Annotated in this window: 22 protein-coding genes; 11 read left to right on the top strand and 11 right to left on the bottom strand. The window is 66.0% G+C overall.

Features of this window, described 5'->3' with window-relative positions:
• Positions 1 to 71 precede the first annotated feature (71 nt).
• Together IB261_RS23240 and IB261_RS23245 are read left to right on the top strand one after the other, a co-directional pair.
• Entirely contained in the window at positions 72 to 1916 is a 1845-nt protein-coding gene (locus IB261_RS23240) for a cation:proton antiporter (protein ID WP_081515910.1), read from the top strand.
• Between the two features lie 98 nt (positions 1917 to 2014).
• Positions 2015 to 2692: a cyclic di-GMP-binding domain-containing protein, MshE-related gene (locus IB261_RS23245; protein ID WP_081515911.1), complete on the top strand. Its 678-nt coding sequence runs from the start codon at positions 2015 to 2017 to the stop codon at positions 2690 to 2692.
• A 47-nt stretch (positions 2693 to 2739) separates the two neighbouring features.
• Here the strand turns inward: IB261_RS23245 and IB261_RS23250 are convergent, their stop codons facing one another.
• The 6 genes from IB261_RS23250 to ffh all read right to left on the bottom strand — a co-directional run bounded on the left by IB261_RS23250 (position 2740) and on the right by ffh (position 6787).
• Complete coding sequence (locus tag IB261_RS23250) at positions 2740 to 3153, bottom strand: acyl-CoA thioesterase (RefSeq protein WP_026079396.1); 414 nt, start codon at positions 3151 to 3153, stop codon at positions 2740 to 2742.
• A 161-nt stretch (positions 3154 to 3314) separates the two neighbouring features.
• Positions 3315 to 3665 (bottom strand): 50S ribosomal protein L19, encoded by a 351-nt coding sequence (gene rplS, locus IB261_RS23255; RefSeq protein ID WP_017522234.1) that lies wholly within the window; start codon positions 3663 to 3665, stop codon positions 3315 to 3317.
• 43 nt (positions 3666 to 3708) lie between these two features.
• Positions 3709 to 4452 (bottom strand): tRNA (guanosine(37)-N1)-methyltransferase TrmD, encoded by a 744-nt coding sequence (trmD, locus tag IB261_RS23260; protein ID WP_024766884.1) that lies wholly within the window; start codon positions 4450 to 4452, stop codon positions 3709 to 3711.
• A gap of 26 nt (positions 4453 to 4478) precedes the next feature.
• A complete protein-coding gene (gene rimM / locus IB261_RS23265; protein ID WP_081515912.1) occupies positions 4479 to 5015 on the bottom strand; it encodes a ribosome maturation factor RimM in 537 nt (178 codons plus the stop codon).
• Between the two features lie 5 nt (positions 5016 to 5020).
• The gene (gene rpsP / locus IB261_RS23270; protein ID WP_081515913.1) at positions 5021 to 5269 is read right to left on the bottom strand and encodes a 30S ribosomal protein S16; all 249 of its coding nucleotides are present in this window, start codon (positions 5267 to 5269) and stop codon (positions 5021 to 5023) included.
• A 144-nt stretch (positions 5270 to 5413) separates the two neighbouring features.
• Positions 5414 to 6787 (bottom strand): signal recognition particle protein, encoded by a 1374-nt coding sequence (ffh, locus tag IB261_RS23275; RefSeq protein ID WP_081515914.1) that lies wholly within the window; start codon positions 6785 to 6787, stop codon positions 5414 to 5416.
• A gap of 221 nt (positions 6788 to 7008) precedes the next feature.
• Here ffh and IB261_RS23280 point away from each other — a divergent pair, with 221 nt between their 5' ends.
• The 3 genes from IB261_RS23280 (at position 7009) to IB261_RS23290 (ending at position 10745) form a co-directional block, all read left to right on the top strand.
• Complete coding sequence (locus IB261_RS23280; protein ID WP_081515915.1) at positions 7009 to 7809, top strand: cytochrome C assembly family protein; 801 nt, start codon at positions 7009 to 7011, stop codon at positions 7807 to 7809.
• 42 nt (positions 7810 to 7851) lie between these two features.
• On the top strand, positions 7852 to 9147 hold the full coding sequence (locus IB261_RS23285; RefSeq protein ID WP_151188067.1) for an HlyC/CorC family transporter: 1296 nt from the start codon (positions 7852 to 7854) through the stop codon (positions 9145 to 9147).
• Between the two features lie 284 nt (positions 9148 to 9431).
• Complete coding sequence (locus tag IB261_RS23290; protein WP_192381054.1) at positions 9432 to 10745, top strand: MFS transporter; 1314 nt, start codon at positions 9432 to 9434, stop codon at positions 10743 to 10745.
• Between the two features lie 134 nt (positions 10746 to 10879).
• Here the strand turns inward: IB261_RS23290 and IB261_RS23295 are convergent, their stop codons facing one another.
• The 5 genes from IB261_RS23295 to IB261_RS23315 are packed head-to-tail and all read right to left on the bottom strand — an operon-like array spanning position 10880 to position 14191.
• Positions 10880 to 11608, bottom strand: a complete 729-nt coding sequence (locus IB261_RS23295; RefSeq protein ID WP_167523220.1) for an SGNH/GDSL hydrolase family protein — start codon at positions 11606 to 11608, stop codon at positions 10880 to 10882.
• Positions 11605 to 12786 (bottom strand): formate-dependent phosphoribosylglycinamide formyltransferase, encoded by a 1182-nt coding sequence (purT, locus tag IB261_RS23300; RefSeq protein ID WP_192381053.1) that lies wholly within the window; start codon positions 12784 to 12786, stop codon positions 11605 to 11607. Before purT ends, IB261_RS23295 begins: the two co-directional genes overlap by 4 nt.
• A 58-nt stretch (positions 12787 to 12844) precedes the next feature.
• Positions 12845 to 13033: a DUF1289 domain-containing protein gene (locus IB261_RS23305; protein ID WP_081515920.1), complete on the bottom strand. Its 189-nt coding sequence runs from the start codon at positions 13031 to 13033 to the stop codon at positions 12845 to 12847.
• Complete coding sequence (locus IB261_RS23310) at positions 13026 to 13553, bottom strand: gamma carbonic anhydrase family protein (RefSeq protein ID WP_151188070.1); 528 nt, start codon at positions 13551 to 13553, stop codon at positions 13026 to 13028. Before IB261_RS23310 ends, IB261_RS23305 begins: the two co-directional genes overlap by 8 nt.
• 41 nt (positions 13554 to 13594) lie before the next feature.
• Positions 13595 to 14191 carry an NUDIX hydrolase gene (locus tag IB261_RS23315; protein ID WP_081516425.1) on the bottom strand — a complete coding sequence of 199 codons (597 nt, stop codon included), beginning with the start codon at positions 14189 to 14191 and terminating at the stop codon, positions 13595 to 13597.
• 135 nt (positions 14192 to 14326) lie between these two features.
• On the opposite strand from IB261_RS23315, the gene IB261_RS23320 reads away from it, so the two are divergent.
• From IB261_RS23320 to ptsP, 6 genes are all read left to right on the top strand, one after another.
• Positions 14327 to 14878 (top strand): NUDIX hydrolase, encoded by a 552-nt coding sequence (locus IB261_RS23320; RefSeq protein ID WP_081515922.1) that lies wholly within the window; start codon positions 14327 to 14329, stop codon positions 14876 to 14878.
• A gap of 53 nt (positions 14879 to 14931) precedes the next feature.
• Complete coding sequence (locus IB261_RS23325; protein ID WP_081515923.1) at positions 14932 to 15432, top strand: L,D-transpeptidase family protein; 501 nt, start codon at positions 14932 to 14934, stop codon at positions 15430 to 15432.
• A gap of 248 nt (positions 15433 to 15680) precedes the next feature.
• Positions 15681 to 16442, top strand: a complete 762-nt coding sequence (locus tag IB261_RS23330; protein ID WP_081515924.1) for a GntR family transcriptional regulator — start codon at positions 15681 to 15683, stop codon at positions 16440 to 16442.
• Between the two features lie 15 nt (positions 16443 to 16457).
• Complete coding sequence (gene nagA, locus IB261_RS23335) at positions 16458 to 17564, top strand: N-acetylglucosamine-6-phosphate deacetylase (protein WP_081515925.1); 1107 nt, start codon at positions 16458 to 16460, stop codon at positions 17562 to 17564.
• On the top strand, positions 17545 to 18567 hold the full coding sequence (locus IB261_RS23340) for an SIS domain-containing protein (RefSeq protein WP_192381052.1): 1023 nt from the start codon (positions 17545 to 17547) through the stop codon (positions 18565 to 18567). The genes nagA and IB261_RS23340 overlap by 20 nt, the downstream gene beginning before the upstream one ends.
• Before the next feature lie 11 nt (positions 18568 to 18578).
• A complete protein-coding gene (gene ptsP, locus IB261_RS23345) occupies positions 18579 to 21092 on the top strand; it encodes a phosphoenolpyruvate--protein phosphotransferase (protein WP_192381051.1) in 2514 nt (837 codons plus the stop codon).
• Positions 21093 to 21212 lie beyond the last annotated feature (120 nt).

A 21212-nucleotide genomic window follows, 5' to 3' on the forward strand; every position in this document is an offset into this window, starting at 1 on the left:
AAAATGTGGCGCGGGTAGTCTTTCATATCCCGTATTGTCCTCACCACTCTTGCGCAGGATGTCGTCGCTCCATGGATGAACACAGCACCTACTACGCCCTCGCCGGCATCGGCGCCGCCTCCCTCGCCAGCCAGTGGCTGGCCTGGCGACTTCGCCTGCCGGCGATCCTGTTCCTGCTGCTGACCGGCATCCTGGTGGGGCCAGTCCTTCACCTGCTATCGCCGGAGATGCTGTTCGGCCCACTGCTGTTTCCGCTGGTGTCGCTGGCGGTCGCCCTCGTGCTGTTCGAGGGCAGCCTGACTCTGCACCTGGACGAGTGGAAGGAAATCGGCACGGTGGTGCGGCGCATGGTCACCGTCGGCGCCCTGCTCACCTGGGGCGTGATCGCCCTGGCGACCCACTATCTGCTGGACTTCACCTGGGAGATGGCGCTGCTGTTCGGCACCCTCACCCTGGTCACAGGTCCGACAGTGATCGTACCCATGCTGCGCGTGGTGCGTCCCAACGCCACCATTGCCAACATCCTGCGCTGGGAAGGCATCGTCATCGACCCCATCGGCGCCCTGCTCGCGGTGGTGGTCTACACCTTCATCGCCGCCAGTGACAGTGGCTCGGGCTGGACCGACAGCCTGCTGACCTTCTTCAGCGTGATCGGCACCGGCATCGTTGCCGGCCTGCTGGGCGGCCAGACACTGGGCGTGGCGCTGCGCCGCCACTGGCTGCCGGATTACCTGCACAACCTGGCGTCGCTGTCCGTGGTGCTGGGCCTGTTCGTGCTCTCCAACACGCTGATGTCCGAATCCGGGCTGCTGGCGGTGACCGTCATGGGCCTGCGCCTGGCCAACATGAAGGGCGTCGACGTCCGGCAGATCCTGCACTTCAAGGAGAACCTCAGCGTGCTGCTGATCTCCGGCCTCTTCGTGCTGCTCGCCGCGCGACTGGACCTCTCGGCACTGCTGGGGCTGGGTCCGATCGCCCTGCTGGTACTGGCGCTGATCCAGTTCGTCGCCCGACCGCTGAACGTACTGGTTTCCACCGCAGGCTCATCACTCAACTGGCGCGAGCGCGCACTGCTCAGTTGGATAGCCCCGCGCGGCATCGTCGCAGCGGCAGTCTCGGCGATCTTCGCGATTCGCCTGCAGGAAGCCGGCCACGCCCAGGCCGGCGTGCTGGTGCCGCTGACCTTCCTGGTGATCATCGGCACGGTGATCCTGCAAAGCGCCACCGCCCGCCCCCTGGCGCGCCTGCTGAAGGTGGCCGAGCCGGTGCCTACCGGGTTCCTCATCATCGGCGCCAACCCCGTGGCCCGCGCAGTCGGTACCGGCCTGCAGAATGCCGGGGTGAAGGTGCTGCTCACCGACTCCAGCTGGGAGAACACCCGCGCGGCACGCATGGAGCACCTGCCGACCTACTTCGGCAACCCCGCCTCGCAGCACGCGGAGGCCCATCTCGACCTGATCGGCCTGGGCCACCTGCTGGCGCTGTCGCCCAACGCCGAACTGAACGCGCTGATGTGCATGAGCTTCCGCCACGAGTTCAGCCCCCGCCACCGCTTCATTCTGCCCTCCAGCCAGGACAGCCGTCGCAGCGAGAAGCACCGGGTCAGCGACCGCCATCGCGGTCATCCGCTGGGCCAGAGCCTCGTCACCTACCCGCAGATGGCCGGGCTGATCGCCCGCGGCGCGGAAGTCCGCTCGACGCTGCTCAGCGACAACTTCGGCTGGGACGAATACCAGGCGCAACATGGCCAGCGTGCCCTGCTGCTGTTCGCCCGCGACCCGAGTGGCCGGCTGCACATTGCCAGCCCCGAGCAACCGCTCGCCCCTGCCAGTGGCTGGACGGTGATCGCGCTGATCGAAGAAGAGGCGGAGACCGCCGTGAGTAAGAACGACACCGTGCAGGCTCTGACAACCTGACGACCGGCCATGTCAGCCTATCTTTAGGCTGGTGACAGAATGTGTCCGAAAGACAATGATTGCACCTAGCCATCATAGCGCCCCACGAAGCCCATGCCATGCCTAGCCAACAGAACTCCCGTCTCGGCCAGATCCTTGTCACCAAGGGCCTGATCACCTCCCATCAGCTGGATAAGGCCATCCAGCTCCAGCTCACCAACGGACTGCGCCTGGGCGAAACCCTGATCCAGCAGGGCTGGATCAGCGAGCGCCAGCTCGGCCGCGCGCTGAAGAAGCAGAACAACCTGCGCCTGGCGGCGACATTGGTCGCCGCCCTGCTCAGCCCGTTCCAGCTGGCCAGCGCCGACGTGCAGCGCCAGGCGCCGACAAGCATCACCCGCCACGAAGCACCCAAGGGCCTCAAGCCGCTGAGCGACCGCGAGATGAGCGACGTCAGCGCCCAGGGCTTCGACGACACCCTGCAGAGCCTGCTGGTCAGCGCCGAGAGCGGCGATGGCGTCGGTGCCATCAAGCAGCTGTCGCGCCTGGTGATGCCGGTGGTCGACAGCCTCGATGCCGAGACCTCGCTGCATGACGTGCAGTACGACACCGCGCACGCTTCCTCGTCCCTGAACCCGGATGGCTCGATCAACGTGCGCCTGCCCAGCTCCATCGGCGAGGTACGCTTCGACAACATCCGCGTCGCCGGCGCACCCAAGACCCAGAGCATGGGCAGCCTGAGCCTGCAGAACATCGACCTGTCCCAGGCTTCGCTGAAGATCAGCCTGCGTCACTGAAGGCGAGCCATCATGCAAGAAGGCGCCCGCGGGCGCCTTCTTGCATTTCAGGCCTCGAAACCGGGCAGGACCGGCACCGGACGCTTCTCGTCGTCGATGGCGACGAAGCTGAAGAGCCCGTGGATGGCCTTCTCGCGGCCGTCGGCGGACATGCTCTCGACGAACACTTCCACCTCGACCTTCAGGCTGGTGTTGCCGACCTTCACTACCCGGCCGATCAGCTCGACGATGGAGCCGGCGGGAATCGGGTGCTTGAAGTCGATGCGGTCGGTGGACACGGTCACCAGCGGCAGACGGCAGAAGCGCGTCGCGGCGATGAACGAGACTTCGTCCATCCAGGCCAGGGCGGTGCCGCCGAACAGGGTGTTGTGGTGGTTGGTGGTGGGCGGGAAGATCGCCTTGGTCACGCGGGTTTCGGAAAGCTCCGTACGACGGAGGATTTCCTGTTCTCTGGGGCTCATGCCACTGCTACCTGATGCAATGAGGGTGGCTGCCGGTGCTGCGGGTGTTGTGTTTGTAATGCGCTGCGGGGGCAGTTAAGGCATCCAATTAAGGAGAGAAGAAATACACGGGCAAGAAAAAAGCAGCCCGTGGGCTGCTTTTTTCGGGAACAACCGGCGAATTAGGCCAGTTTTTCCTTGATACGAGCTGCCTTGCCGGACAGTTCGCGGAGGTAGTACAGCTTGGCCTTGCGCACGTCGCCGCGACGCTTGACGGAGATGCTGTCAACCAGCGGGCTGTAGGTCTGGAAGGTACGCTCTACGCCTACGCCGTTGGAGATCTTGCGAACGGTGAAAGCACTGTTCAGGCCGCGGTTACGCTTGCCGATGACAACGCCTTCGAAGGCCTGCAGACGCTGACGGTCGCCTTCCTTCACTTTAACCTGGACGATTACGGTGTCGCCGGGGGCGAACGCCGGAATCTCTTTGCTCATCTGTTCAGCTTCGATCTGCTGAATGATCTTGTTGGTCATTTCGTGCTCCTAAGACCTGCGCTCGGCGCGGGCCATCGATACGTTAACTATCGTTCCGCTGGCGGATGTATTCCTCCAGCAGCTTTTTCTCTTCTCCAGAAAGCGAGCGGCAATCCAGAAGATCGGCACGTCGTTCCCAGGTCCTGCCTAAGGACTGCTGCAAACGCCAGCGCCGGATGTGTTCGTGGTTGCCGCTGAGCAGCACCTCAGGAACACGTTTGTCTGCGTACACCTCAGGTCGGGTGTAGTGCGGACAGTCGAGCAGGCCATCCGTGAAGGAGTCCTCCTCGGCGGAGTCCACGTGGCCCAGTGCACCGGGCAACAACCGCGTGACCGCGTCAATCAGCACCATGGCCGGAAGCTCACCCCCGGACAGGACATAATCGCCAACTGACCATTCCTCATCGACATGCTCTTCAATGAAGCGCTCGTCGATGCCTTCGTAACGCCCGGCGATCAGGATCAGTCGTTCCTCGTTCGCCAGTTCTTTCACGGCCGCCTGCGTGAGCTTGCGACCTTGCGGCGAGAGGTAGATCACCTTCACCGGTCCACCTGCGGCTTGCCGGGCATCGCCCAGTGCGCCTTCGAGCGGCTTGATTTTCATCACCATGCCGGGACCACCGCCGAAAGGCCTGTCGTCCACCGTCTGGTGACGGTCCTCGGTGTTGCTTCGCGGGTTGAAGCACTGAAGCTGAATCAGCTCCTGCTTGACCGCGCGACTCGTGATGCCATAGTCGCTGATGGCGCGAAACATCTCCGGAAAGATGCTGATCACTCCTATCCACATCGGCTGAGGGCTCTCATCCACATGGGTTAGAAGTCCGCGTCCCAGTCCACCCGCATCTCGCCGGCTTCCAGGTCCACCGATTGCACGCACTGATCCGTATACGGGAGCAGGCGTTCACGGTCGTCCAGGCTGCCTGCGCAGGGCTTGACTACCATCACATCGTTGGCGCCGGTCTCCAGCATGTGGTCGAGAATCCCGAACAGTTGCCCGTTCTGGTCGATCACCTTGAGACCTTCCAACTGGCTCCAGTAGAACTCGCCATCGTCCAGCACCGGCAGCTCGCTGCGCGGAACCAGGATTTCGAATTCAGCGAAGGTGCGGGCGATCTCGCGATCATCCAGTCCCTTCAGCTTCGCGACCAGGACATTGCCCTGCACGCGACCTTGAACCAGCTCAGCCTGTCGAACCTCGTTGCCACGCTTGAGCGTCCAGCGGCGATAGTCCAGCAGGTTGTCCAACGGATCGGTAAAGGAATACACCTTCACCTCACCACGAATACCGTGCACCGATACGATCTTGCCGAGAACAACCATCTCCTCGGCGGGAGCAGTATTCGTGTTCATCGATCTCAGGCAGCCTTGGCGGCTTCCTTGATCAGCTGAGCAACACGCTCAGACGGTTGAGCGCCTTGGCTCAGCCAGTAGTTCAGACGCTCCTGGTTGACCGAGAACTTGAGCTCAGCGCCAGTGGCGACGGGGTTGAAGAAGCCGACGCGCTCGACGAAACGGCCGTCACGAGCGTTGCGGCTGTTGGTCACGGTCAGGTGATAGAACGGGCGCTTCTTGGAGCCGCCACGAGCCAGACGAATGGTTACCATGCGTACGTTGTTCCTATGGTTTGCTTGCAAAAAAGAAATGCAGCCCTCGGGCACATAGCCCGAAAGGCCGCATATTCTATGAGCTAAAGCCACGCGCCGCAAGCCGCAGCGCGTCCGGCCCGCCAGGCGGCGAGCCGTCTGGCCTCACATCTTGGGCATGCCGCCGGGGAACATGCTCCCCATGCCGCGCATCATCTTGGCCATGCCGCCCTTGGCGGTGACCTTCTTCATCATCTTCTGCATCTGCTTGTGCTGCTTGATGAGGCGACCAACGTCCTGCACCTGGGTACCCGAACCCATGGCGATGCGGCGCTTGCGCGAGCCGCTGATCACTTCCGGATCACGGCGCTCGGCAGGAGTCATGGAGTTGATGATCGCCTCCATCTGCTTGAACTGCTTCTCCGCCGCGTTCTGCGCGTTGCCCATCTGCGACAGGTTGACGCCGCCGAGCATCGGCAGCTTGTCCATGAGGCTGCCCAGGCCGCCCATGTTCTTCATCTGTTGCAGCTGATCGCGGAAGTCTTCCAGGTCGAAGCCCTTGCCCTTCTTGATCTTCTTCGCGAGTTTCTCGGCCTTCTCGCGGTCCATGCTCTGCTCGGCCTGCTCGATCAGGCTGAGCACGTCACCCATGCCAAGGATGCGCGAGGCCACGCGATCGGGGTGGAACGGATCGAGCGCTTCGCTCTTCTCGCCCATGCCGAGGAACTTGATCGGCTTGCCAGTGATGGCGCGCACGGACAGCGCGGCACCGCCGCGGGCGTCGCCATCGACCTTGGTCAGCACCACGCCGGTCAGCGGCAGCGCATCATTGAAGGCCTTGGCGGTGTTGGCGGCGTCCTGGCCGGTCATGGCGTCGACCACGAACAGGGTTTCCACCGGTTTGATCGCCGCGTGGACCTGCTTGATCTCGTCCATCATGTCGGCGTCGATGTGCAGACGGCCGGCGGTGTCGACGATCACCACGTCGATGAACTTCAGCTTGGCTTCGCGGATCGCCGCTTCGGCGATGGCGACCGGCTTCTGGCTGGTGTCGGACGGGAAGAAGGTCACGTCCAGGTCGTTGGCCAGGGTTTCCAGCTGCTTGATCGCCGCCGGGCGATAGACGTCGGCGGATACCAGCAGCACGGACTTCTTCTTGCGCTCTTTAAGGAAGCGCGCCAGCTTGCCGGCGGTGGTGGTCTTGCCCGCTCCCTGCAGGCCGGCCATCAGGATGACCGCCGGCGGAGCGGCAGCAAGGTCGAGGTCCTCGTTGGCCGCGCCCATCAGCTCGACCAGCTCGGCCTGGACGATCTTCACGAAGGCCTGACCCGGGGTCAGGCTCTTGGAAACCTCGGTGCCGACCGCGCGATCCTTGATCTTGGCGACGAAGTCCTTGACCACCGGCAGGGCCACGTCGGCTTCCAGCAGGGCCATCCGCACTTCGCGGAGCGTGTCCTTGATGTTGTCCTCGGTCAGCTTGGCCTTGCCGGTGACGTGGCGCAGCGTTTGCGAGAGGCGATCTGTAAGGTTTTCGAACATGCGCGTTCCTAATCAGGCCCGGTCGGACCAGGGTTTGGCTTGTCAGCAAGCCGCCGATTATAACCAAGTGCGGCCAACGCCAACACCGCCGATGATCCCGATGTGACGGACCGCTTCGCAGGCCAGAAGCGAACTGTTCTCAGCCGCTTTCTAGGCGCGGGCGATCTGTGCCAAACTCACGACCTTTCGGGTCCCCTTTCGAAGGACTGTTCCAAGGACTTATGCAACCTCTGCTGCCCAGCCTGATCGCCGCCGTCCTTTATATCGGCACCACCGCCTACCAGGGTGCAAGCCTGGCCCGCCGCAACCCGCCGCAGAAACCGCTGCTCCTCCTGCTGGGCCTGGTCGCCCTGCTCTGCCAGGCGTACAGCCTGAGCCAGGAGCTGCTGACGCCCGCGGGCCTGGCGCTGGACTTCTTCAACGCCGCCAGCCTGATCTCCGCCGCGGTTACCGCACTGACCCTGCTGGCGTGCCTGCGCATCCCGGTGCACAACCTGCTGATCTTCCTTTATCCGCTCGGCGCGCTGACCACCCTGCTGGCCGTGCTGATGCCCCACGGCACCATCGAGCCGATCAACGAGCAGCCCGGCATCCTCGCCCACATCCTGCTGTCGATCCTGGCCTATGGCCTGCTGACCATCGCCGTGGTCCAGGCGCTGCTCCTGCTGGTTCAGGACCATCAGCTCAAGCACAAGCACCCGTCGGGCCTGATCCGCAACTTCCCGCCGCTGCAGACCATGGAAAGCCTGCTCTTCGGCTTCCTCTGGGGCGGCTGGTCGCTGCTCTCGCTGTCGCTGATTTCCGGCTGGCTGTTCGTCGACAACCTGTTCGCCCAGCACCTGGCGCACAAGACCATCCTCTCCTGCTTCGCCTGGGTGGTATTCGGCGTACTGCTGTGGGGCCGCCACCAGCTCGGCTGGCGCGGCCACAAGGCGATCCGCTGGACCCTCGCGGGTTTCTGCCTGCTGATGCTGGCCTACTTCGGCAGCAAGCTGGTCAAGGAATTCATCCTGCACATCTGACGCTAACGGCGGCGCCCGAGCGCCGCTGAAGGACCTGCGCGCATGGAAGAGATCCACCCCGGCTACCTGATCGGCCTGCTGGTCTTCCTGATCTTCTGCTCGGCGTTCTTCTCCAGCGTCGAGACCGGCATGCTCAGCCTCGATCGCTACCGCCTGCGCCACCTGTCCAAGAAGGGCAACCGCGGCGCACGACGCACCAGTTGGCTGCTGCTGCGCACCGACCGGCTGCTGGGCACCATCCTGATCGGCAACAACTTCGTCAACATCATCGCCTCGTCCCTGGCGACCCTGCTGGCCCTGCGCCTGTGGGGCGAGGCCGGCGTGGCCATTGCCACCCTGGCACTGACGCTGATCCTGCTGATCTTCGGCGAGATCACCCCCAAGACCTACGCCGCCCTGCGCCCCGAGCGCGTCGCCTTCCCTGCCAGCCTGCCGCTGATCTGGATGCAGAAGCTGTTCAGCCCGCTGCTCTGGCTGATGACCGGCATCAGCAACCTCCTGCTGCGCCTGGGCGGCCTCGACCCGACCCAGCGCGGCAACAAGCCGCTGAGCAATGACGAGCTGCGCAGCGTGGTCACCGACTCCAGCGAGAAGCTCACCAACAACCGCCAGGACATGCTGCTGAGCATCCTCGATCTGGAAAAGATCACGGTGAACGACCTGATGGTGCCGCGCAACGAAGTCCAGGGCATCGACCTGGACGACGAGCTGGAAACCATCATCGGCCAGCTGCGCAACACCACCCACACCCGCCTGCCTGTGTTCCGCAACGACATCAACCAGGTCGAGGGCGTGGTGCACATGCGCCAGATCGCCCGCCTGCTGACCCACAACCAGTTGACCAAGGAAAGCCTCAAGGCCGCGTGCCTGGAGCCCTACTTCGTGCCCGAGAGCACGCCGCTGTCGACCCAGCTGATCAATTTCCAGAAGCAGAAGCGGCGCATCGGCATCGTCGTCGACGAGTACGGCGAGGTGATCGGCATCATCACCCTGGAAGACATCCTCGAAGAAATCGTCGGCGAGTTCAGCAACCAGAACACCCTGCGCAACCCGGACATCCATCCCCAGGCTGACGGCACCTACGTCATCGACGGCTCGGCCAACCTGCGCGACGTCAACCGCGCCCTGGGCTGGCAACTGCCCAGCGACGGCCCCAAGACCCTCAACGGCCTGGTCACCGAAGCACTGGAGCAGATACCCGACTGCGCGGTGTGCCTGAAGATCGGCCGCTACCGCCTGGAAATCCTCCAGTCCGGCGAAAACCGGGTGAAAAGCGTGCGCGCCTGGTTGCCCGGCGCGCCGCCCAGGGAAGCTCCCTACACCGACGAGCTTGCCTGAGCCGCCCCGCCCGCCCCTATAATCCGGACGGCTTACCCAGCCTCCCGCCTGCGCCCGCCGTTACCCGCGACGCCGCGCCGGCCAGTCAATCGCACGCCCCGCCGAGCCTCGACCCGCGTCGTTGCCTTGCGAAGCAGCCGGCCTCGCCCTGACCCGCCGCGAGCCGCGCCCACCCTGCCCCGATCCCGGGCCGCGCTCGCACTCGCGCCATGGCGATGCCTCCTATGACGCTGGACACGACCAGAGAGTCGTCGCCAGCCGTGACTGCCAGGGATAATCCCCGTATGACCAGCGCCACCCTCGAAGCCGCACAACCGGCCGAACAGACCAATTCCACCACCCGCGTCGCGGTCGCCAGCTTCATCGGCACCGCCATCGAGTTCTACGACTTCTACGTCTACGCCACCGCCGCCGCGCTGGTGATCGGCCCGGTGTTCTTCCCGCAGACCTCCGGCACCGCCCAGGCGCTCAGCGCCTTTATCACTTTCGGTATCGCCTTCCTTGCCCGCCCGCTGGGCTCGGCGCTGTTCGGCCACTTCGGCGATCGCATCGGGCGCAAATCGACCCTGGTGGCCTCGCTGCTGCTGATGGGCATCTCTACCACCCTGATCGGCCTGCTGCCGGGCTACGACAGCATTGGCGCCTGGGCGCCGATCCTGCTCTGCGTGCTGCGCTTCGGCCAGGGCCTCGGGCTGGGTGGCGAATGGGGCGGCGCGGCGCTGCTGGCCACGGAAAACGCGCCCAAGTGCCGCCGCGCCTGGTTCGGCATGTTCCCGCAGATGGGCCCGTCGATCGGCTTTCTCGCCGCCAACGGCCTGTTCCTCTGCCTGGCCATGTTCCTCAGCGAAGAACAGTTCCGTTCCTGGGGCTGGCGCATCCCGTTCGTGCTCAGTGCCGTGCTGGTCTTGGTCGGCCTGTACGTGCGCCTGAAGCTGGTAGAAACGCCAGTGTTCGCCAAGGCCATGGAACGCCACGAGCGCTCCAGCCTGCCGATCGCCGAACTGCTGAGCAAACACTGGCGGCCGACCCTGCTGGGCGCCTTGGCGATGGTGGTGTGTTACGCCCTCTTCTACATCTCCACGGTGTTCTCGCTGAGCTACGGCGTCAGTACCCTGGGCTACAGCCGCGAGGACTTCCTCGGCCTGCTGTGCATTGCCGTGCTCTTCATGGCCGCCGCCACGCCGGTCTCGGCCTGGCTGAGCGACCGCTTCGGGCGCAAGCCGGTGCTGATCGTCGGCACCCTCGCCGCCATCGCCTCGGGCTTCGCCATGGAGCCGCTGCTGAGCCAGGGTTCGTCGGTGGAAGTGGCAGTGTTCCTGTCGCTGGAACTGTTCCTCATGGGCGTGACATTCGCCCCCATGGGCGCACTCCTACCGGAACTCTTCCCGACCCACGTGCGCTACACCGGCGCTTCCGCGGCCTACAACCTGGGTGGCATCCTCGGTGCCTCGGTGGCGCCGTACATCGCGCAGAAACTGGTGGGCATGGGTGGATTGAGCTGGGTGGGCGGTTACGTGTCAGTCGCGGCAGCACTCAGCCTGCTGGCCGTGCTGTGCCTGCGCGAGACCCGCGAGGCTGACCTGAACGATATCCGCTGAGCCGGTAGCCAGCGGATAACCGGAAACGGATTCGGCTGCCAAGGCAGCGGAATCCGTTGTTCCCGGTGATGATGGAACCTGGCGCCAACGCTGGCCCTGCCAGCGGTTCGCGGGCGTGGCCCGCTCCTACAGGGTCAGCGTTGGGCAACCAGCCACTCCGCCAGATGCTCGCCCCAGACCTGGTAGCCCAGCGCCGACGGGTGATAGCCATCGATGGCGAGGAACTGCGGCTGCATCTCCAGGCTCACCCCGCAATAGCCCGCCCCCTGCGCCAGCGCCAGAGCACTGAGCTGGCGATCCAGCAGCATCGCGCGCCACCCCAGCAACTGCCGCAGTAACCAGGGCAGCGCCGTAAAGTGCTGCAATGGCGGCACCGCCGTGCACACCACCCGCGCGCCGCGGCGACGGAAGTGCTCGATCAATTGCCCGAGGGAGGCCAGCCAACGCCGGCGGGAGCTGAAGTGCGTGGTGTCGTTGACGCCAAAGACCAGTGCCACGAGGTCGTAATCCTCTGCGACTACCAGCGGCAGCAGGCGTTCGCAGGCTTCGCCGGCGGTGATGCCGTTCTCCCCCACCGCACGCCAGGCGACGGGCCGCTGGAGACGAGCGGAGAGCGCCAGGGCCAGCCGGCCGGCCAACGCGAAATCCAGGCAGGACGCGCCAACACCGGCGACGGTGGATTCTCCCAGCAGCAACAGACGAAAGGGGTCGCCGGCAAGTTCCGCCCCTGCGATGCCTTCGCAGACGCCGGCGGCGGGTGCCAGGCGCAAGGCCGTGCGCCGCGTGCGCACGGCCATGGGCAGGGCCAGCGGCAGCAGCGGCAACGCCGCTGCCCACCACATCAGCCCCGCCCAGCGGCTCACAGCTCGACTTTGACCGCCTGGGCCGAACGAGTGGCCTTGGCGCGCGCGGCGTCGATCGATTCGTCGCGCGCCAGGGCGACGCCCATGCGGCGCTGGCCGTCCACTTCCGGCTTGCCGAACAGGCGCAGCGCAGTGTCCGGCTCGCTCAGCGCGGCGCCGAGGTTGCCGAAGGACACCTGCTGCGACTTGCCTTCCACCAGGATCACCGCCGAGGCGGAGTCGCCCAGCTGGCGGATCACCGGGATCGGCAGGCCGAGGATGGCGCGGGCGTGCAGGGCGAACTCGGAGAGGTCCTGGGAAATAAGAGTGACCAGGCCGGTGTCGTGCGGGCGCGGCGAGACCTCGCTGAACCACACTTCATCGCCTTTCACGAACAGCTCGACGCCGAACAGGCCACGACCGCCGAGGGCTTCGGTGACCGACCTGGCCACGCGCTCGGACTCGGCGAGCGCCTTCGGGCTCATCGCCTGGGGCTGCCAGGACTCGTGGTAGTCGCCCTTCACCTGGCGGTGGCCGATGGGTGCGCAGAAGGTGGTGCCGCCGATGTGGCGGACGGTCAGCAGGGTGATTTCGTAGTCGAAGTCGATGAAGCCTTCGACGATGACGCGGCCCTTGCCGGCGCGGCCGCCTTCCTGGGCGTAATCCCAGGCGGTCTTCAGGTCGGCGTCGGACTTGAGCACGCTCTGGCCCTTGCCCGAGGAGCTCATGATCGGCTTCACCACGCACGGATAGCCCACGGCGGCGACACCAGCGGCGTAGTCCTCGTAGGTGTCGGCGAAGTGGTAGGGCGAGGTCGGCAGACCCAGCTCTTCGGCGGCCAGGCGGCGGATGCCCTCGCGGTTCATGGTCATCTGAGCGGCACGGGCGGTGGGGATGACGGTGTAGCCTTCGTTCTCCAGCTCGACCAGGGTCGCAGTGGCGATGGCTTCGATCTCCGGCACGATGTAGTGCGGCTTTTCCTGCTCGATCACCGCGCGCAGGGCGACACCGTCGAGCATGCTGATCACGTGGCTGCGGTGCGCGACCTGCATCGCCGGCGCGTTCTCGTAGCGGTCGACGGCGATCACTTCACAGCCCAGGCGCTGCAGCTCGATCGCCACTTCCTTGCCCAGCTCGCCGGAGCCACAGAGCAGTACGCGGGTCGCGCTCGGCGACAGGGGAGTTCCAATACGGGGCATTGCGGGAAACCTCGGGAAGGGAAAGTTCGAAACGGGAAAACGTTCGGGCGTGGCGGTTCTAGACCAGTACGCCCTGCTCGCGGGCGCGCTGGTCGCAACGCTTCAGCACCTCGCGGCGCTCGGCGTTGTCCATCAGGCCCCAGCGGGTGATTTCGGCGGCGCTGCGCTGGCAGCCCAGACAGATGTCGGCGTCGTCCAGCGCGCAGACGTGCACGCAGGGCGAGGCGACGGGGCGTTCTTCAGTCATCTTCCTGCTCGGCCAGGTCGCGGGCGTAGCGCTGCGCGTTGTGGACGTAATGGGCGGCGCTGGCTTCGAGCATCTTCTTTTGCGGCTCGGTCAGCTCGCGCACCACCTTGCCGGGGGAACCCATGACCAGGGAGCCGTCGGGAATTTCCTTGCCCTCGGGGATCAGCGCGTTGGCGCCGATGATGCAGTACTTGCCGATCTTCGCGCCGTTGAGGATCACCGCGTTGATGCCGATGAGGCTGTAATCGCCCACGGTGCAGCCGTGCAGCATGGCGTTGTGGCCGATGGTCACGCCTTTGCCCAGGGTCAGCGGGAAGCCCATGTCAGTGTGCATGACGGTGCCGTCCTGCACGTTGCTGTGCTCGCCGATGTGGATCAGCTCGTTGTCGCCGCGCAGCACGGCGTTGAACCACACGCTGGCGCCGGCATCGAGACGCACCTTGCCGACCACCATGGCGTTGGGGGCGATCCAGCTTTCCGGATGGGTTTCGACTCGGGACGAGCCCAGGCGGTACTTCATGGGTTTCTCCTCAGGCGGGGGCCGCTCTTGATTATCGGTTCTCAGCTCAGCTTGATGAACTTCGACGGCGGCTGGTGCAGGTCGATGCGAGCGTCGTACAGCAGGTTCAGCAGCTCGACCAGCATGATCGCGGACAGGCCCCAGATCTTGTACCCCTCGAACAGATAGCTCGGGACGTACCAGCTGCGGCCGAAATAATCGATGCGGTGGGTGGTTTCCCGCGGGTCGCCGCGGAAGAACTCCAGCGGCACCTTGAACACGGCGTCGATCTCGCCGTCGTTGGGGCGGTACTCCACGAAATCGGGGACGAAGCCGACGAATGGCTTGACCAGGATACCGTGCCGCGACACCAGGGTGCTCAACGGCCCGACGACCTCCACCAGTCCCGGTGGCAGGGCGATTTCCTCGTGGGCCTCGCGCAGGGCGGTGTGGATCAGGTCCACGTCCTCCGGGTCGCGACGTCCACCGGGGAAGGCGACTTCGCCGCTATGGGTCGAAAGCCCGGTCGCGCGCAGGGTGAGCACGAGCTCTTCCTGGGGAGTGATGGGGAGCAGGACCGCCGCTTCCGGGAAGCTGTGGTCCGTTTCAAGGTCGCTTGGCGTGTGCGTCTGTATGCGTTGGCGCAGCTGGTCCAGCATGCCGAACATCCTGCGGGGGCCGATTCTTCTAATTGAAGGATCATGGCACGAAAGACGCCCCTGCCCAACCCCCGCCCCTTGCTGGGCGCACCGCGCAGCGCGCAAGATTGTTCCATTCAATAACAAGGAAGCGGCATGAAATTCTGCAGCCAGTGCGGCGCCAGCGTGAGCCTGCGCATCCCCAGCGGCGACAACCGCCCGCGCTTCGTCTGCGACCAGTGCCAGACCGTGCATTACCAGAACCCGCGCATCGTCGCCGGCTGCCTGCCGGTCTGGGAAGGCAGGATCCTCCTCTGCCGCCGCGCCATTCAGCCGCGCCAGGGCTTCTGGACGCTGCCGGCGGGCTTCATGGAGAACGGCGAGACCCTGGAACAGGCCGCCGCCCGCGAGACCCTCGAAGAGGCCAATGCCCGCGTCCACGGCCTGCAGCTTTATACGGTCTTTGATCTGCCGCATATCAGCCAGGTTTATATCTTCTTCCGCGCGGAGCTGGCCGACCTGGACTTCTCCGCGGGCGAGGAAAGCCTGGAGGTACAACTCTTCGAAGAATCCGACATTCCGTGGGACGAGCTGGCTTTCCCCACCGTGGGCCGTACCTTAGAATATTTCCTGACGGATCGGATCGTTCAGAACTTCCCGATACGCAATGAAGGGATTCTCCCAATGCTTGCACAGAAAAAGAACTAATAAGCTCATATACCGCCTCTAAGGCTTTAGGAACTACCGGGGAACACCACTCGATGCGCTGGTTGATTGCCGTACTTTGTCTGACCTTCGCAGCGTTCTCGCATGCCAACGCGATGCCCACGCTCGACGGTCGTATCGACAAGATTCTCGTGCTCAAGTCCGAGCGCAAACTGAACCTCATCAGCAACGGCAAGGTTCTCAAGAGCTATCGCGTGTCCCTGGGCAAGCGCCCGCAGGGCCCGAAGCTGGCCGAGGGCGACAACCGCACGCCGGAAGGCTTCTACTGGGTCGACTGGCGCAAGACCAGCGACAAGTACAACCTCTCCATGCACATCTCCTACCCCAATGCCCGCGACGTGGCCAAGGCGCGGGAAAAGAGCCTGTCGCCCGGCGGCATGATCATGATCCATGGCACGCCGATGGATGACGACTACCCGGAGTGGTACTTCTCGACCCTGGACTGGACCAATGGCTGCATCGCCATGACCAACGCCGACATGCGCGAGGTCTGGAGCCTGGTCAAGGACGGCACGCTGATCGAGATCCGCCCCTGACGCGACCACACTGATACCAGTGCTCGTCTGAAACGCCGCCACGGCCCTGCCCTGGCGGCGTTTTTCGTTGTGCGGCCGGCACTGCTTCCGACCTGCGCAAGCCTTTCTCCATCCACTCTGCAGACTTTTCGCCGATTGCGACGGGGGCTACAGTTCGTCGGCTGACGCCTGGTGATCGGCGAGGTGGCGTTGACGTGGTATCTAAGTGGTATTAGCGTAAATTCCACTACCTCGCCAACGAGCCGATCATGACCCGCCAGCCCACCCAGATCAGCGCCGAGCAACGCCTGCAGGCACTGCGGCCGGACGAGACCCTGTCCACCCCGCTCTACCTGCAGCTGGCCCGCAGCCTGGAGACCGCCATCCACGCCGGCCACTGGCGCGCCGAGGAGGCCCTGCCTTCCGAGCGCCACCTCAGCGAATACCTGGGTCTGTCACGGGTCACCGCGCGCAAGGCGCTGGAGGTCCTGCTGGAGCAGGGGCTGGTGCACCGCATCCAGGGCTCCGGCACCTTCATCACGCCGCGCCTTGAGCAGCCGCTGTCGCGCCTCTCCAGCTTCAGCGAAATGCTCCGCCTCAAGGGCTTCACCCCCAGTTCCACCTGGCTGGAACGCGAGATCAGCCTGCCGACACACGAAGAAGTGCTCCGCCTGGGCCTGTCGCCGACCGAGAAGGTCGTGCGCATGAAGCGCCTGCGCAAGGCCGACGGCGTGGTCATGGCCATCGAACAGAGCAGCCTGCCGGCGCGCCTGCTCGGCGACCCGGCGACGGTCGGCGACTCCCTCTATGCCCACCTGGACGCCATCGGCCGCCCGGTGGTCCGCGCCCTGCAACACGTGCAGGCGGTCAACGCATCCGCCGAGGAAGCCGCGCTGGTGGGCATCCGGCCCGGTACCGCGATGCTGCTGATGACCCGTATCGGCTACCTCGAAGACAACACCGCCATCGAGCTGACCGACACCTACTGCCGCAACGACTACTACGACTTCGTCGCCGAACTGCGGCGCTGACCCGGGAAGACTCCGATGCTCGAAGGCAACATCCTCACCCCCCAGGGCTGGATCGTGGGCCACCTGCACCTGCAGGAAGGCCGCATCCAGCGTATCGAAGGCTCGCTCGGCGATCCCTCGCACAACGACCTGCCCTACCTGCTGCCCGGCTTCATCGACCTGCATGTCCACGGCGGCGGCGGCCACGACATCATGGAAGGCGCCAGCGCCTTTGCCGCCATTGCCCGCACGCACCTGCGCTTCGGTACCACTTCGCTGCTCGCCACCACCATGACGGCGCCGCGGGACGAGATCGCCGGCGTGCTCGGCGCGCTGGGCGACTACTGCCAGGCTCCGCGCGGCAAAGCCGCACGCGTGCTGGGCGTGCACCTGGAAGGCCCGTTCATCAACTCCGGCAAGCTCGGTGCGCAGCCCAACTTCGCCCATGCCGCCGTGCTCGACGAAGTGGATGAGTTCCTGCGCCTGGCGCCTATCCGGGTCATCACCATCGCCCCGGAAATCGCCGGCCACCTGCCGCTGATCAGCGCACTGGTCGAGCGCGGCGTGCGCCTGCAGATCGGCCACACGCTGGGCAGCTACGAGGATGGCGTGGCCGCCATGGAGGCTGGCGCCACCAGCTTCACTCACCTGTACAACGCCATGACCGGCCTGCACCACCGCGAACCCGGCATGGTTGGCGCCGCATTGGCCCACGCGCGGTTCGCCGAGCTGATTCCCGACCTGCTGCACGTGCACCCCGGCGCGATCAAGGTCGCCCTGCGCTCGATCCCGTGCCTGTACTGCGTGACCGACTCCACCGCCGCCGCCGGCATGCCCGACGGCGAATACAAGCTGGGCAGCCACACCGTCACCAAGTGCCTGGGCGGCGTACGCCTGCCCGACGGCACCCTGGCCGGCAGCACGCTGACCATGGATCAGGCGCTGCGCAACCTGGTGAAGATCGGCCTGCCCATCGCCGAGGCCTCCCAGCGTCTCTCGCAGTTCCCCGCCGATTACCTGGGGCTGACCGAGCGTGGTCGCCTCACCCCCGGAGCCTGGGCCGACATCGTGCGCCTGGACCGTTCCCTGACCCTTGAGACCGTCTGGGTCGAAGGAGACCAGTTTGACCTCGCTGATGCTTGAAGAAGCACTGTCCGCCGCCGACGTGGTTGCGCGCCAGCTCACCGTACTGGACCGCAGCCTGCCGGAGCTCGGCGAGCGCCTGCGCGCTGTCGCACCGAAGCTGGCGATGACGGTCGCCCGTGGCAGCTCCGACCATGCCGCCAGCTACTTCGCCTACCTGACCATGCAGCATGCCGGCCTGCCGGTGGCCTCGCTGCCGATGTCGGTGGTGACTTTGCGTCAGGCGCCGCTGCAGGTGGACGGCCAGGTCGCCTTCGCCTTCTCCCAGTCCGGCCAGAGCCCCGACCTGGTCGACACCCTGAGCCGCCTGCGCGAGCGCGGCGCCCTCAGCGTTGCCCTGGTGAACGCCGAGAACTCCCCGCTGCAAGCTGCCGCCGAGTTCACCGTGCCGCTGTGTGCCGGCCCCGAACGCAGTGTCGCCGCCACCAAGAGCTTCATCGCCACCCTCAGCGCGTCCACCCGTCTGCTGGCCCATTGGCAGCGCGACCAGGCGCTGCTCGAAGCGGGAGCCGGGCTTGCCGCCGACCTCCAGCGCGCCGCGGCGCTCGACTGGACGCCAGCCGTCGAAGCCCTGCGCGACGGCGAGCGGCTGATGGTGATCGGTCGCGGTACCGGCTTCGCCGTGGCCCAGGAGGCCGCGCTGAAATTCAAGGAAACCTCGGCGATCCAGGCCGAGGCGTTCAGCAGCGCCGAAGTCCGCCACGGCCCGATGGCCCTGGTGGACGAGCACTACCCGCTGCTCATCCTCGCCCCGCGCGGTCCCGAGCAGGCCGGCCTGCTGGCCCTCGCCGAGGACATGCGCCAGCGTGGCGCGCGCGTCCTGCTGGCCGCCCCGGACGATGTCGCCGGGCGTGACCTGCCGCTCGCCACCGCCGCCCACCCGGCGCTGGACCCGATCCTGGCGATCCAGAGCTTCTACGTCATGGCCGCCAGCTTGTCCGAAGCACGCGGCATGAACCCGGACCAGCCGCGGCACCTGAGCAAGGTCACCCGCACCCACTGAGCGCAGCCACCATGAACAACAACAATCTGGCCCTCAAAGCCCCCCTGAGCGGGCCCGTGATGCCGCTCAGCCGGGTCCCCGATCCGGTGTTTTCCAGCGGTGCCATGGGTGATGGGATCGCCATCGACCCGCTGAACGACTGCCTGCACGCGCCCTGCGCCGGTGTGGTCATGCACCTCGCCCGTACCCGCCATGCCGTGACCCTGAAGGCCGACAACGGTGCCGAGCTGCTGTTGCACCTGGGCCTGGACACCGTCCAGCTGCAGGGCGAGGGTTTCGAAGCGCTGGTGCGGGAAGGTGAGCGGGTCAGCGAAGGTCAACCGCTGCTGCGCTTCGACCTGGACAAGGTAGCGCGCGGCAGCAGGAGCCTGATTACCGTACTGATCGTCACCAATGGCGAAGGCTACGAGCTGCGCCCGCTGACCACCACTTCGGTGGACGTCGGCGCGCCGCTGCTGCAACTCAGCCGGACCGCTACGGCACCCGTGGCCAACGAACAACACGCTGGCGGCAGTGAAACCCGTGGCCGCGTCCGCGTGGCGCTGCGCGGCGGTCTCCACGCCCGCCCCGCCGCCCTGCTGCGCAAGACCGCCCAGGAGTTCTCCTGCCGCGCCGAACTGCATGTCGGCGGGCGCAGCGCCAGCATCGACAGCCTGGTCGGGGTCATGGGCCTGGGCGTCGCCGAGCAGGACGAAGTGGAAGTGATCTGCCGCGGCCAGGACAGCGAAGCGGCGCTCCACGCCCTGCTGAAAACCCTGGGCACCGCCGATGGCGAACCCCATCCCCTTCCCACCGCCGCCATCCCGGTATCTGCACCGCGGGGCGCGGACGAACCCGGCGTGCTGGGCGGCGTCTGCGCTGCCCCTGGCTTGGCCAGCGGCCCCCTGGTGCGCCTGGGCACCATCCAGCTCCCGCAGGACACCGGAGATTCCCGACCGGACGAACAGCACCGCGCACTGGATCAGGCACTGGAGCATGTTCGCGATGACGTCCGCACCACGCTGCAACAGGCCGGGAAACAAGGTCACGCAGACGAGGAAGCGATCTTCTCCGCCCACCTCGCCCTGCTCGAAGACCCCGGCCTGCTGGATGCCGCCGACCTGCTGATCGACCAGCGCATCAGCGCCGCCCACGCCTGGAGCCGCGCCGTGCAGACGCAATGCGGCATTCTGCTGGCGCTGGGCAACCCGCTGCTGGCCGAGCGCGCCAACGACCTGCGTGACCTGGAGAAGCGCGTGCTGCTCGTCCTCCTCGGCAAAGAGGGCGAACAGCCGGTCCCGGCCGGCAGCCTGGTAGCCGCCCATGAAATCACCCCGTCCGACCTCGGCCCGCTGGTGCGTGCCGGCGCTGCCGGCCTGTGCATGGCCGAAGGCGGCGCCACCTCCCATGTCGCCATCCTTGCCCGCGCCAAGGGTCTGCCCTGCGTAGTCGCCCTAGGCCCGCAACTGCTGGAACTGGAAGAAGGCCGAACGCTGGTGCTGGATGCCGATCATGGCCGACTGGAATACAGCCCCAGCGCCGAACGGATCGCCCAGGTCGCCGCCCAGCGTGAACAACGCGAGCAGACCCGCGAACGCCAGCGCGTGCAGGCCCAGCAACCGGCCGTGACCCGCGACGGCAAGTCCATCGAGGTCGGCGCCAACGTCGCCAACCCGGAAGAAGCGGCCGAAGCCTTCGTCGCCGGAGCAGACGGCGTCGGCCTGCTGCGTACCGAGTTCCTCTTTCTCGACCGTCAGCAGGCGCCGAACGAGCAGGAACAGCAGCGCGCCTACCAGGACGTGCTGGACGCCATGGGCGAGCGGCGGGTGATCATCCGCACCATCGACGTCGGCGGCGACAAGCACCTCGCCTACCTGCCGCTGCCCGCCGAGGAAAATCCGGCCCTGGGCCTGCGCGGTATCCGCCTCGGCCAGGCACTGCCGCAACTGCTCGACCAGCAGTTGCGCGCACTGTTGCAGGTCTCACCGCTGCACCGCTGCCGCGTGCTGCTGCCCATGGTCAGCGAAGTGGAGGAGCTGATCGCCATCCGCCAGCGCCTGGACCAGTTGGCGCAGGAACTGGGCATCGAGCAACGCCCCGAACTGGGCGTGATGATCGAGGTACCCTCCGCCGCCCTTTTGGCCGACCAACTGGCCGAACACGCCGATTTCCTCTCCATCGGCACCAACGACCTTTCGCAGTACACCCTGGCCATGGACCGCTGCCATGCCGGGCTCGCCGCGCGCATCGATGCACTGCATCCGGCCCTGCTGCGGCTGATCGCCCAGACCTGCGCCGGCGCCGCCCGCCATGGCCGCTGGGTCGGCGTCTGCGGCGCGCTCGCCAGCGAAGTGCTGGCCACGCCGGTGTTGATCGGCCTGGGCGTGCAGGAGCTCTCGGTGAGCCCCGGCCTGGTCGGCGAGATCAAGGCGCGGGTCCGCGAACTCGACGCCGAGGACTGCCGCCAGCGCAGCCAGGAACTGCTGGCCCTGGGCAGCGCCCGCGCCGTGCGGGAAGCCTGCACACGCCTGTGGCCGCAGCCCTGACGCCCAGAACAAGAATCGGAGTCCCACCATGACCACTGAGCTGATCCAGACCGCACAAGGCCCGCGCCAGCTGCTCGCGCAGTTGTACGGCGGCTTCATCGAAACCCTGCAGCGCCTGGG

The organism is Pseudomonas sp. PDM20 (genome assembly GCF_014852575.3).
Taxonomy (GTDB): domain Bacteria; phylum Pseudomonadota; class Gammaproteobacteria; order Pseudomonadales; family Pseudomonadaceae; genus Pseudomonas.